The organism is Collimonas sp. OK242 (genome assembly GCF_900107095.1).
Taxonomy (GTDB): Bacteria; Pseudomonadota; Gammaproteobacteria; order Burkholderiales; family Burkholderiaceae_D; genus Collimonas.
Genome location: NZ_FNOR01000008.1, coordinates 131,522 through 143,558, shown reverse-complemented (window position 1 = coordinate 143,558; position 12,037 = coordinate 131,522). Strand labels below are relative to the sequence as shown.

Below are 12,037 nucleotides of genomic sequence, written 5' to 3'. Positions count from 1 at the left end.
CTTATCCTGTTAGTTGTTCTAGTCGATACCCATAGCTATAAACCGGAGCGAGTCGATAGCCGTTTTCTGGTCGTAATTGTAACTTACTCCGTACCCGCGAGACGTGCGTATCCATGGTACGGGACGGGATGTCGACATCGCGCGACCAGACTGCCTCGAGGATATACGCACGCGACAGAGGGCGGCCAAGGTTGCGAAAAAACAACAAAGCCAGGTCGAATTCCTTCTGGGTAATCTCAATCGGCTTGCCGGCCAAAGTCAGGCGACCTGAGCGCGTTTCAAACAAATAGTCGTTAAATACGATTTGTTCGCTTGAGTTCTGAATCGGGTAGGCGCGGCGCAACAGGGCCTGCACGCGCGCCACCAACTCGCTGCGCCGGATCGGCTTGATCATGTAGTCGTCGGCGCCGGCCGCCAGGCCTTCGACAATGTCATCCTCGCCGGAGCGGCTGGTGATAAACAGGACAGGGATAGTCTTGGGCAGCTTGTCTCTTACCCAGCGCAATACCTCCGGGCCGCTGAGATCCGGGACCTGCCAATCCAGAACCAGCATGTCGTAGCTTTCCCGGCGCAGCTGATTCAATATCTCTTTCCCGCTCTGAAACGGATGGCAAACATGCCCACTGGATGTGAGCACCTGACAAACTAGATCGGTTTGACTGGGGTCGTCATCAAGGACAGCAATTCTCATATTTTAAGTATGTTAGGTGATTTCAGCGCTGGTGGCCGGCATCGTGTTGTGGCGAATACAAGGAGTATATTAATCTTATTGCCACATTGCTGTAGATAAATATTCTATATTTTTCCGATGTATTGCAATTGCCACAAAAATTAAAAAATTCAGTGGTATCAGATGCGTTTGACAAAAATCATTGTCAAACTTTAATCGAGGCAGCGCTGTTGTGGCGCTATATCGACAATCGAGGTTGTCATACAGTGTATGACGGGATTTGTAAAATTCCACCGGCGGCACGCAATAATGCGCTGCCGCAGCATCAGGAGTCGGGGCCATGTCGTTGTGCGACATTTGCCGGCGCTGGTGGCGCCGAATTCAGCCTCGAATATTGGTCGATGCGATTGGTAAATGCGATCGACAGATGCGATTGGCTTGCGAGATCGATTACGCGTCCGGCAGCACCACATTGACGTCCAGTACTTCAAGATTTCCCTGGCGATCGAGGGAAATCTTGATGTCGTCGGCGTTCACCTTGGTGTATTTCGAAATGACTTCAATCAGTTCTTTATGCAAGGCAGGCAGAAAATCGTGCCCGTTGCGGCCATTGCGCTCACGGGCAATGATGATTTGCAGGCGTTCCTTGGCGGCCGAGGCCGTTTTAGGCTTGCTGGTAAATAAGAACGAGAGCAATGCCATGTTATTTCCCTCCAAAAATGCGGTGCAGGAAGCCCGGCTTTTCATAGGAGGTAAAGCGCAGGGGGATTTCTTCGCCGAGGAAGCGCGACACCACGTCTTCGTAGGCCAGGGCGACATCGCTGCCTTTGATGTGAATCGCCGGGTTACCTTGATTGGAAGCGTGCAATACCGATTCCGATTCAGGAATGATGCCAACCAGAGGAATGCGCAGAATGTCTTGCACGTCGGTATACGACAGCATTTCGCCGGCGTCGACGCGTTTCGCCGAATAACGGGTGATCAGCAAATGTTCCTTGACCGGTTCGCCGCCGTTTTGCGCGCGCCGCGATTTTGCCTGGATGATGCCGAGGATACGATCGGAGTCGCGCACCGACGACACTTCAGGGTTGGTCACGACAATCGCTTCGTCGGCGAATGTCAACGCCATCACGGCGCCACGTTCAATGCCTGCCGGCGAATCGCAAATGATGTATTCGAAATCCATTTTAACCAGATCGTTGAGAACGTTCTCAACACCTTCTTCGGTCAAGGCATCTTTGTCGCGGGTTTGCGAAGCCGGCAAAATGAACAGGTTTTCACAATGCTTGTCCTTGATCAGGGCCTGGGTCAGCGTCGCTTCCTTGTTGACCACATTGATCAGATCGTACACCACGCGCCGTTCACAGCCCATGATCAAATCCAGATTGCGCAGGCCGACGTCAAAGTCGAGCACAGCGGTTTTATGACCGCGCATGGCCAGACCCGAAGCAAAACTGGCGCTGGAAGTGGTCTTGCCAACCCCGCCTTTGCCGGACGTAACAACGATGATTTTTGCCACGAAGAGCTCCTTTAAGCATTGCGGGACAGAGTTTAAGAGCCGCCGTAGCGTGGCGGATTCCACTTTCCGTGCGACTCTGTCCCCAACTGACTAGATAGATAAAACGGTTAAATTGTAAAGAAAACCCGCAGGGCGGAGTAGCGGATTCCCCTAGTTACGTGAAGCAGAATTGAGCGATAGTACGTCAATCCGGTCGCCGCTCAGGCGAATTTGTGCCGGCTGGCCCTTTTGCTCCGGCGGCAAACCGTTTTCAAAAGTGCGATACACACCGGCGATGGAAACCAGTTCGGCCTCCATGCTGGCCGCAAAAATACGAGCCGAGGTATCGCCGCTGGCGCCGGCCAGTGCCCGCCCGCGCAACGGCGCGTAGACGTGGATGCTGCCGTCGGCAATGATTTCGGCGCCGTTGTTGACCGTGGCGGTAATGACCAGATCGGCGTCGCGCGCATAAATCCGTTGTCCTGCCCGGATCGGCGTATCGATAATCATGGTGCTGGCGGCGGGGCGCGGAGGCGTTGCAACTGCGGCGGGCGGCGGCGGTGGCGGGGCGGCAGGTTCCGGGCGCGCGGCCACGACGTGATCGATGCTCAGTCCGCTGGCGATGATGCCGTCCTCCATTTCTGCAGGGGCATTGCGCACCGCAACCGCATTCAAGCGATATTTCTTCAGAAGGGAGATCAATTGCGGCCAATCTGTTGGCGGCCGGTCCGATCCCAGCGCAGCCACGTCGATGACCGCAAACTCATTGTCAAAGAAATCGGCGGTGCCGCCGGTCATCTCCTGCAGGGCAGCTTCTAATGCCATCGGATCGGAATCATGCAGGATGGCGGATACGGCGACCACAGTTGCAATTTTTATTTCAATCGGCTTGCGGGATTTGTTTTTGAGCATAAAGCAATGAGATGTATGGGTAAACCAAGGCGGAAAGTACTGGCGAATTGGTTTATAGAACGTTTAGACGGCAATTGGTTCGCTTTAAAGGTGTATAAAATATTGTCGTAATTTGTGATCTTACCAAATCTCCGGACGATCACGAAAAAAGCATTGCCACTAATTGCCAACACTCCCCGACCGCATTGGCCTCATCTGCAACTTTACCCGAGCTAGGCGCGCTAGCGGCTGATTCCCGTGTTTTAATTTCCGCGTTTTGCGTTTTTTATGTCGCGCCGCAAATGCAAAAAGGGCTTAGCCGAAGCTAAGCCCTTTTCTGATTTTGGTGGCCCGGGGCGGAATCGAACCACCGACACAAGGATTTTCAATCCTCTGCTCTACCGACTGAGCTACCAGGCCAAGGGACAGGAGTATAGCAAAACATTTTCGATCCGCAAAGCCCCTTGTTGCAACTTCTTGAAAAAACTTTCGATTGCGCATTTCTTTGCTTGAGTTTGGGGCGGCGACATCGAGTCTGATGGCAAGGGGATCTCTATTTATGGCGGGCGCAGGCCATTGCAAGCGTAGTCGTTATAATGGCGGTATGAAAGATATCGGATCAATCTCGAAAAATACCGGTGCCGCGCCGACGGTCAAATATGATATTTGTATTGTGGGCAATGGTGCTGTTGGTAAAGCGGCGGCGCTGGGCTTGGCGCAGATGGGCTTGCGCGTCGCGTTGTTGGGGATGGCGCCGCCTGCGGCACCCTCTGCGCCATCGGCAGATGTGTGGGACACGCGCGTGTACGCACTGAATCATGTGGCGCGCAGCTTGCTGTCGACGGTCAAGGTGTGGGATGCCTTGGACCCCACGCGTATCAGCGCTGTGGAAGGCATGACGATCAGAGGCGGGACGGACAGCGCAGCCGGGACTCTCACGTTCGATGCTTACAGCGCGCATGTCGATGCATTGGCTTGGATAGTTGAAGATGGCAATCTGAACCAGGCGCTGGATGCAGCGCTGAAATTTGCCTCTAATGTGCGTGTGCTCAGCGGCCGCGCAAAGACGATGCAAGTAGATGCGACGGCCGCGACTTTGCAATTGGAATCGGGTGAAGCCATTGACGCCGCCCTGCTTGTGGGCGCTGACGGTGCGCAATCCTGGGTGCGCGGCCAATGCCAGATTGGCATCGATTATCGTTCTTACAGGCAGCGCGGGGTGGTCGCCAATTTTGCTTGTGAGCGGCCGCATCACGGCATTGCCTACCAATGGTTTACCGAAACCGAAGGCATCGTCGCCTTATTACCCTTGCCTGGGCAGCGCGTGTCTTTGGTCTGGTCGGCGCCGGAAGCGCTGGCGCTTTCCCTGTTAGATGAACCGTTGTCGCAACTGGCCGCGCGCCTGTCGATACTGGCTGGCGACAAGCTGGGCCAATTGCAAGCCTTGCAGCCGGAACTGGCGCAAGCGTTTCCTTTGTCCTTGCTCAAAACGCATGCTCTTGTGGCGCCGCGTGTCGCCCTGATCGGCGATGCGGCGCATGTAGTGCATCCGCTGGCCGGGCATGGCATGAATCTAGGTTTCGGTGATGTCACGGCTTTGATTCAGGTGCTGGCCGAGCGCGGAGCTCATCGCGATTGCGGCGATGCCGGCGTGCTGGCGCGTTATGCGCGCGCGCGCAAGGAAGAAATATTATTGATGCAAATGACTACCGACGGATTGGAACGATTGTTTGGCGTTGATATCGGTCCGCTGCGCTTGCTGCGCAATCTCGGGTTGAACTTGCTGAATAATGTACCGGTCTTAAAAAGACAATTAATGGCCCACGCCTTGGGTCGGACAGCCGATAACGAATAACTGGAATGATGATGAAAAAAATAAGCGCGATGTTTGTGACCTTGGTTGCACTGATGGGATTGTCGGCAAGCGTTGCCGGCGCCGAGACTTTGCAGGAGGCGGCGGTAAAAAAACTGATAGAGCCGCGCCTGGGAGATGGCGTCAAGGTCGATGAAGTGACCAAGACTCCTTATTCAGGCTTGTTTGAAGTGCGTGTCGGCAAGGATATTTTCTATACCGATGCCGCCGCCAAGTATGTTTTTGTCGGCCGCATCATGGATGCACAGTCTTCGCGCGACTTTACCCGCGAGCGGGTGGACGAGTTGAGCAAGGTGAAGTTTTCGGATTTGCCGCTGGATTTGGCCATGAAAAAAGTCAAGGGTAACGGCAAGCGTGTGATCGCTGTATTCGAAGACCCCAACTGCGGCTATTGCAAGCGCTTCCACAAGACCACTTTGCCGGAAGTCGACAACGTTACCGTGTATACCTTCCTGTATAACATCCTGGCGGAAGACTCTGCAGTCAAAGCCAGGAACGTCTGGTGCAGCGCCGACCGCAACAAGGCCTGGACTGACCTGATGGCCGATGGCAAGGCTGCCGCAACGGCGCCGGCATCCTGCCAGGCGCCGAACGACAAAGTACTGGCGCTCGGTCAAAAATTGAACGTGACCGGCACGCCGACGATTATCTTTGCAGACGGCACACGTTCGCCGGGCTGGATCGATGCCAAAACGATGGAAGCTAAATTCAGCTCTTTGAAATAAACAGATACCTGATCTGCAAGCCGTCATGGGCCGCCAACAATATAGCGGGAAAATCGTCGGCCTGTTGCTGGCAGCGGGCCGCGGCCGACGTTTTGATCCTAGCGGTGCTCGCAGCAAATTGTTGCAGCCGTTGCCGACCGCATCCGGCCAGACTGTGCTGGCAACGGCTGCCGGCAATCTGGCTGCAGTGTTGCCGATATGCGTTGTCTTGCGCCCTGGCGCAGCTGATCTGGTAACGCAAATCGCCGGCCACGGCTGGGTCCAATGCGACGCTGCCGACGATGGCATGGCGGCGTCGCTGGTCTGCGGCGTGCAACAAACCGCGGATGCCGCCGGCTGGGTGATTGCCCTGGCCGATATGCCTTATCTTCAAGCAAGCACTATCCGCGCCTTGACGTTTGCTCTACGTCAAGGCGCTGACATTGCGGTACCGATCTATCAAGGCCGGCGCGGCAATCCGGTTGCCTTCAGCCGCCTGCATCTGCCGCAGCTGCTGGCATTGCACGGCGATCAAGGCGCGCGCAGCGTGTTGCAGGCATTTCCTGTGGTCGAAGTGGCGGTGGACGATCCGGGCATCCATCAGGATATCGACATCGTCGCCGATATACGACAGTGATCAGCAGAGGTGAGGCTCTAATCGCACAATCCCGCTACACTAGCGTCTTTTTGCGCAACCCGACGTTCCCTGACGAAGCCTCCAGATGAATCCACATTTCCTGAACAAACGCCTTATTCATTTACTTGGTTATGCCGGATTGATTCCGTTCGTGTTGCTGACGCTGGCATGTTGGCTGGTCAACGCCGACTGGCTCCGCGATTTCATTCGCGGCCAGCTGGCCTATGGCATCGCCGCCCTGTCTTTTCTCGGCGGGATTCACTGGGGCGCGGTGGTGCTGCGGGCCGACATGTCGGCGGATCATACGAAGAAAGCCCTGGTCTGGGGCGTGGCGCCGACCAGCATAGCCTGGTTCTCGACCATGGCCGGCGGTTTCGGTTTCGCTTTGCTGATTGCCGGTTTTATCGCGGCTTATCAGGCCGACAAACGCCTGTTCCCATGGTACGGCTTGCCGACCTGGTTTATCGAGCTGCGTTTCAGATTGACTTGTGTGGCGGTGGCGGCGCTGATGCTAACCGTGATTGCCGGTAATGTTCGGGGATAAATGATGAAAAAAAATACTAGCAGATTAATCGCCAAGCCAGCTCGCAGCAGCCAGCGCAATGGCCTAAGCTACAGCATCGTCGCCGCCGATCCGGCGGCGCATCTGTTTGCCGTTACGCTGACTATTGCTGAACCGGCTGCGGTCGGGCAGACAGTCGCCCTGCCGGCGTGGATACCCGGCAGTTACATGATCCGCGAATTTGCTCGCAATATCGTGCAAATTCGCGCCGAATCGAATGGCCGCAAGATCGTCCTCAAGAAACTCGACAAGCACTCGTGGCAAGCGGCGCCGTGCGACGGACCGTTGACCTTGCATTACCTGGTGTATGCGTGGGATCTGTCGGTGCGTACCGCGCATCTGGACCAGACCCACGGTTTCTTCAATGGCACCAGCGTATTCTTGCGTGTGGTCGGCCAGGAGAATACGCCGCACATCGTCGATATCCAGCGTCCGCAAGGCGAAGCATTTGAGGCCTGGCGCATCGCTACCGCGTTGCCGACACTGAAAGCCAAGCGCGGTTCTTTTGGCAGTTATGGCGCCGCCAACTACGATGAACTGATCGACCATCCGGTCGAAATGGGCACATTCCAGCTAGCCAGTTTCAAGGCGCATGGCGTGCCGCATGAGATTGCGATTACCGGCAATGTGCCGAATCTGGACATGGCGCGCTTGAGCGCCGACCTGAAAAAAATTTGCGAAACCCAGATCGCCTTCTTCGAACCGGCCGGCAGCAAGTTTGCCAGGCGCGCACCGATGCCACGCTACGTGTTCCTGACGCTGGCGGTGGGCGACGGTTATGGCGGGCTTGAGCATCGCGCTTCCACTGCATTGATCTGCGCGCGCGCCGATTTGCCGGTCAAGGGGCAGATGGAGATGAGCGACGGCTACCGTACATTCCTCGGCCTGTGCAGCCATGAATATTTCCATACCTGGAACGTCAAGCGCATCAAGCCGGCGGCATTTGCGCCTTATGATCTGCAGGTCGAAAATTACACGCCCCTGCTATGGCTGTTCGAAGGTTTTACCAGCTACTACGACGATCTGATGCTGTTGCGCAGCGGCTTGATTGATCAGCCGGCTTATTTCAAGTTGATCGAGAAAACCATCAACGGCGTGCTGCTTGGCAGCGGCCGGCATAAGCAAAGCGTGGCCGACTCCAGCTTCGATGCCTGGGTCAAATATTATCGCCAGGACGAAAACGCGCCCAATGCGATTGTCAGCTATTACACCAAGGGCTCGCTGGTGGCGCTGGCATTGGACCTGACAATTCGTAGCGAAACCAAAGGCCGGAAATCGCTGGACGATGTAATGCGCGCCTTATGGCAAAGGTATGGCCGCGATTTTTACGCAGACAATGCAATGAGCGGACGCGGTGTCAGCGAGACTGCGGTCGAAGCACTGTTCGATGAAATAACCGGCCTCAAGCTGAAACGTTTCTTCGATCGTTATGTGCGCGCAACCGATGATTTGCCGCTGGCGAAATTATTGGCGCCGGCCGGCATTGTGCTGAGCGATAGCCGCAAACCGGGCCAGCCCTCGCTCGGCGTGCGCACCGCGCGCAATGGCGGCGATTGCAAACTGGCGAATGTGTACGAAGGCGGTGCTGCCCATCGCGCCGGTTTGTCGGCTGGCGATGTGCTGGTGGCGGTCGACGATATCCGGGTGCCCGCCAGTCTGGATGCGCTGCTGGCGCGTTACCGGGTTGGCGACACTGTTACCATCCACGCTTTTCGACGCGATGAGTTGATGAGCTTTAGAGTCAGATTGCTGGCTGACAGCGCGCCACAAATAGGCATCAAGGCGGACGCGAAACCGGCACCGGTGCCGGCGCTGCGTACCGCATGGCTGGCTGGACGCAGCGGACGTTAAGTGCGGACAGGTTGATAAATCAACTGTTAAATCAGCTGCTAAAAAGACGTTGAAAAAAGGCCGGAGCAGTTGGTCCGGCCTTTTTTAATCGGTTTTCAAGCCATTCCAGCGTGGCGTCAGCGTATGCTGGATGGCAAATAAATCCAGCACCCGCCCCAAGGTATGGTCGACCATTTCCGCAATGCTTTGCGGCCGGTGGTAAAACCCCGGCAGCGGCGGGAAGATAACGCCGCCCATCTCGGTGACGCTGGTCATATTGCGCAGGTGCGCCAGATTGAAGGGCGTTTCGCGCACCATCAAGACCAGGCGCCGGCGCTCCTTGAGAACCACATCGGCAGCGCGCGTGATCAGATTGTCGGACAGGCCGTTGGCGACTGCGGCCAGGGTTTTCATCGAACAGGGCGCAATGATCATGCCATCCGATTGAAACGAGCCGCTGGCGATGGCCGCGCCGATATCGCGCACATTGTGCACCACGTGCGCCAGCGCCTCGACTTGCTTGCGGCGCATCTCCAGTTCCTGGTGCAGGTTGAGGACGCCGGCGTCGGAAATCATCAAATGGCTTTCGACGCCGGGTATTTCACGCAGCAGCTGCAGCAGCCGCACACCGTAGATGACGCCGGTAGCGCCGGTAATGCCGACAATCAGGCGGCGCGGCGGCAGGGCGGCATCGGCAGGGCGGCTGGGCGGGACCACTTGCGGTTTCAGGCCTTCAGCAAGGTTTGCAGTTCGCCCGATTCAAACATCTCGTTCATGATGTCGGAACCGCCGACGAATTCGCCGTTGACGTAGAGTTGCGGAATGGTAGGCCAGTTGGAATAGTCCTTGATGCCCTGGCGCACGACCGGGTCTTCCAGAACGTTGATGGTGACGATGTTCTCAGCGCCGCTGGTTTTCAATAACTGGATCGCACGGCCGGAAAATCCGCATTGGGGAAATTGCGCGGTTCCTTTCATGAACAGCACCACCGGGTTGCTGGTCACGGTTTCCTTGATCCACGCTTGTACATCGCTCATGGCAATACCTTAAAAAGTTTCAGAATACCGTCATTATATGAAAAAGGCCGTTGTGCTGCTGGTGAGTCTGTGCGGGCACATGGCTGTATGGCAAGATTCAAGCAAGATACAGTGAAGGTTGCCCGGCAGAAGCATGAAAGTGTGGTGAATTCCGCACTTGTCAAGAGATTTTGACGAAAGTGCCGAGTCCATGTACAATCTCAGGTTCTCCCGATTCCGCCCAGCGATTTAGCGTGTGTTTGTCGCTGATTATGGTGTTTTAGGAAAGAAAATTTTTTAATAGTCTTCAATCATTTCGATGAGGTTTCATATGTACGCGGTCATAAAAACCGGTGGCAAACAATATAAGATTGTTGCCGGCGAAAAACTCAAAATAGAACAGATACCTGCAGACATTGGCACCGAACTCACTATTGATCAAGTGCTCGCAGTTGGCGCTGGTGACACCATTAAGTTTGGTGCACCGCTGGTCGAAGGTGCTACGGTGTCGGTTAAGGTATTGGCGCAAGGTCGCCACGATAAAGTCAAGATCTTCAAAATGCGTCGTCGTAAGCATTATCAGAAGCATCAAGGCCATCGTCAAAATTACACCGAAATTCAAATCGTTTCGATCAACGCTTAATTGCGTTAATTAATCGCGTCGATTGACTTAACTAGATACCAGGAGTTTTAAATGGCACATAAAAAAGGCGGCGGCACTACGCGCAACGGCCGTGACTCAGAGTCAAAGCGACTCGGCGTCAAGGTCTACGGTGGCCAAGCGATCAACGCTGGCGGCATCATTATTCGTCAACGCGGCACTAAGACGCATCCAGGCGAAAATGTTGGCATGGGCAAGGATCACACCCTGTTCGCACTGATCAACGGCAAAGTACAATTCGTAACCAAGGGCGCTACCCAGCGCAACTACGTTACTGTCGTAGCAGCTTAAGTTTCTTTAAGCTTCGACATAAGCAAGGCTTCATAGCCTTGCTGCGAAAGGCTCTGCCGCTGGTAGAGCCTTTTTGGTTTCTGCTCGTAAAACACTGAAAACACTGTTCAGACAACTGGGGACGCGCAAGCTATTGACTCGCTTGCGGCAAGTTGCGCTTGAAATAATGGCATTATTGCAATGCCGGTTGCGGCCTGTGCTGCAACGATGACCAAAAATCGGTAAAGTTACCTGTGTCTTTCAATAAGAATTTAACCTCCAACCTCATTAGGACCTTCGAATGAAGTTTATAGATGAAGCAAAAATCGAAGTCATTGCCGGCGATGGCGGCAATGGGGTTGCGAGTTTTTGCCGTGAAAAATTCCGCCCGTTTGGCGGCCCTGACGGTGGCGATGGCGGCGTAGGCGGCAGTATCTGGGCCGTTGCCGACCGCAATATCAACACGCTGGTCGATTATCGTTTTTCCAAGATGCATCGCGCCGGTCGCGGCGAAAATGGCCGCGGCTCGGATTGCTACGGCAAGGGCGCCGACGATATCAAGCTGCGTATGCCGGTTGGCACGCTGATCGTTGACGTCAATACCGGCGAAGCAATCGCCGATCTGACCGATCATGGACAAGAAGTATTGCTGGCCAAGGGCGGCGAGGGCGGCTGGGGCAATATCCACTTCAAGTCTTCGACCAACCGCGCGCCACGCCAGAAAAGCGACGGCAAGGAAGGCGAACGCCGCGAATTGCGGCTCGAGCTGAAGGTATTGGCCGATGTCGGCTTGCTGGGACAGCCGAACGCCGGTAAATCGACTTTCATCACGGCGGTGTCCAATGCCCGTCCGAAAATCGCCGATTACCCGTTCACCACGTTGCATCCGAATCTCGGCGTGGTGCGCGTCAGCCACGAAAAAAGCTTCGTGATCGCCGATATTCCTGGCCTGATCGAAGGCGCGGCGGAAGGCGCCGGACTGGGTATCCAGTTCCTGAAGCATTTGCAACGTACCGGCTTGCTGCTGCACATCGTCGACCTGGCGCCATTCGAAGACACGGTCGATCCGGTCAAGGAAGCCAAGGCGATCGTCAAGGAACTGAAAAAATACGATCAATCGCTGTTCGACAAGCCGCGCTGGCTGGTGCTCAACAAGATCGATGTGATCCCGGAAGGCGAGCGCGTCAAGCGCGTCAAGGATTTCATCAAGCGTTTCGGCTGGAAAGGCCCGGTATTTGAAATTTCCGCGCTGAACCGCGATGGCTGCCCGGAGCTGGTAACGGAAATCTACGGCTATCTGGCCGAGAAGCGCCAGCAGGAAACGCGCTCGGAAGAGAAGCATATGGTGGTGGAAGCGCAAGCCATCCTGTCCATCGATCCGGACGATCCTCGCTTCAAGATACTAGACTAAGCAAGTAGTTGGCG

The 12,037-nt window shown here is 55.4% G+C and carries 14 protein-coding genes and 1 tRNA gene; 8 read left to right on the top strand and 7 right to left on the bottom strand.

Going from position 1 to position 12,037, the window contains the following annotated elements; translation table 11 throughout:
* Position 1: 1 nt before the first annotated feature.
* The 5 genes from BLV81_RS10670 to BLV81_RS10650 form a co-directional block, all read right to left on the bottom strand.
* The gene (locus BLV81_RS10670) at positions 2 to 691 is read right to left on the bottom strand and encodes a response regulator transcription factor (protein ID WP_092355461.1); all 690 of its coding nucleotides are present in this window, start codon (positions 689 to 691) and stop codon (positions 2 to 4) included.
* Positions 692 to 1,120: 429 nt separating this feature from the next.
* Complete coding sequence (minE, locus tag BLV81_RS10665; protein ID WP_092355458.1) at positions 1,121 to 1,372, bottom strand: cell division topological specificity factor MinE; 252 nt, start codon at positions 1,370 to 1,372, stop codon at positions 1,121 to 1,123.
* Between the two features lies 1 nt (position 1,373).
* Entirely contained in the window at positions 1,374 to 2,189 is an 816-nt protein-coding gene (gene minD / locus BLV81_RS10660) for a septum site-determining protein MinD (protein WP_092355455.1), read from the bottom strand.
* 150 nt (positions 2,190 to 2,339) lie between these two features.
* Complete coding sequence (gene minC / locus BLV81_RS10655) at positions 2,340 to 3,080, bottom strand: septum site-determining protein MinC (RefSeq protein WP_092355452.1); 741 nt, start codon at positions 3,078 to 3,080, stop codon at positions 2,340 to 2,342.
* A 323-nt stretch (positions 3,081 to 3,403) separates the two neighbouring features.
* Positions 3,404 to 3,479, bottom strand: a tRNA-Phe gene (locus BLV81_RS10650).
* 184 nt (positions 3,480 to 3,663) lie between these two features.
* Here BLV81_RS10650 and BLV81_RS10645 point away from each other — a divergent pair.
* The 5 genes from BLV81_RS10645 (at position 3,664) to BLV81_RS10625 (ending at position 8,686) form a co-directional block, all read left to right on the top strand.
* Positions 3,664 to 4,914, top strand: a complete 1,251-nt coding sequence (locus tag BLV81_RS10645) for an FAD-dependent monooxygenase (protein WP_092355733.1) — start codon at positions 3,664 to 3,666, stop codon at positions 4,912 to 4,914.
* A gap of 11 nt (positions 4,915 to 4,925) precedes the next feature.
* A complete protein-coding gene (locus BLV81_RS10640; RefSeq protein ID WP_092355731.1) occupies positions 4,926 to 5,657 on the top strand; it encodes a DsbC family protein in 732 nt (243 codons plus the stop codon).
* A 25-nt stretch (positions 5,658 to 5,682) separates the two neighbouring features.
* Positions 5,683 to 6,273, top strand: coding sequence for a nucleotidyltransferase family protein (locus tag BLV81_RS10635; RefSeq protein ID WP_092355449.1), 591 nt, complete (start codon positions 5,683 to 5,685; stop codon positions 6,271 to 6,273).
* Between the two features lie 85 nt (positions 6,274 to 6,358).
* On the top strand, positions 6,359 to 6,817 hold the full coding sequence (locus BLV81_RS10630) for a DUF3429 domain-containing protein (RefSeq protein ID WP_092355446.1): 459 nt from the start codon (positions 6,359 to 6,361) through the stop codon (positions 6,815 to 6,817).
* Positions 6,818 to 6,820: 3 nt separating this feature from the next.
* Positions 6,821 to 8,686 carry a M61 family metallopeptidase gene (locus BLV81_RS10625; protein ID WP_092355728.1) on the top strand — a complete coding sequence of 622 codons (1,866 nt, stop codon included), beginning with the start codon at positions 6,821 to 6,823 and terminating at the stop codon, positions 8,684 to 8,686.
* 84 nt (positions 8,687 to 8,770) lie between these two features.
* On the opposite strand, the gene BLV81_RS10620 is transcribed toward BLV81_RS10625, so the two are convergent.
* Both BLV81_RS10620 and grxD read right to left on the bottom strand, forming a co-directional pair.
* On the bottom strand, positions 8,771 to 9,382 hold the full coding sequence (locus tag BLV81_RS10620) for a UbiX family flavin prenyltransferase (RefSeq protein WP_092355443.1): 612 nt from the start codon (positions 9,380 to 9,382) through the stop codon (positions 8,771 to 8,773).
* 8 nt (positions 9,383 to 9,390) lie between these two features.
* The gene (grxD, locus tag BLV81_RS10615) at positions 9,391 to 9,702 is read right to left on the bottom strand and encodes a Grx4 family monothiol glutaredoxin (protein WP_061944363.1); all 312 of its coding nucleotides are present in this window, start codon (positions 9,700 to 9,702) and stop codon (positions 9,391 to 9,393) included.
* Between the two features lie 310 nt (positions 9,703 to 10,012).
* Between grxD and rplU the strand changes: the two genes are divergently transcribed.
* The 3 genes from rplU (at position 10,013) to obgE (ending at position 12,023) form a co-directional block, all read left to right on the top strand.
* Positions 10,013 to 10,324 carry a 50S ribosomal protein L21 gene (gene rplU, locus BLV81_RS10610; protein ID WP_038493216.1) on the top strand — a complete coding sequence of 104 codons (312 nt, stop codon included), beginning with the start codon at positions 10,013 to 10,015 and terminating at the stop codon, positions 10,322 to 10,324.
* A gap of 51 nt (positions 10,325 to 10,375) precedes the next feature.
* Positions 10,376 to 10,633 carry a 50S ribosomal protein L27 gene (gene rpmA / locus BLV81_RS10605; RefSeq protein ID WP_092355440.1) on the top strand — a complete coding sequence of 86 codons (258 nt, stop codon included), beginning with the start codon at positions 10,376 to 10,378 and terminating at the stop codon, positions 10,631 to 10,633.
* A 280-nt stretch (positions 10,634 to 10,913) separates the two neighbouring features.
* On the top strand, positions 10,914 to 12,023 hold the full coding sequence (obgE, locus tag BLV81_RS10600) for a GTPase ObgE (protein WP_092355437.1): 1,110 nt from the start codon (positions 10,914 to 10,916) through the stop codon (positions 12,021 to 12,023).
* The last annotated feature ends 14 nt before the right edge of the window (positions 12,024 to 12,037 follow it).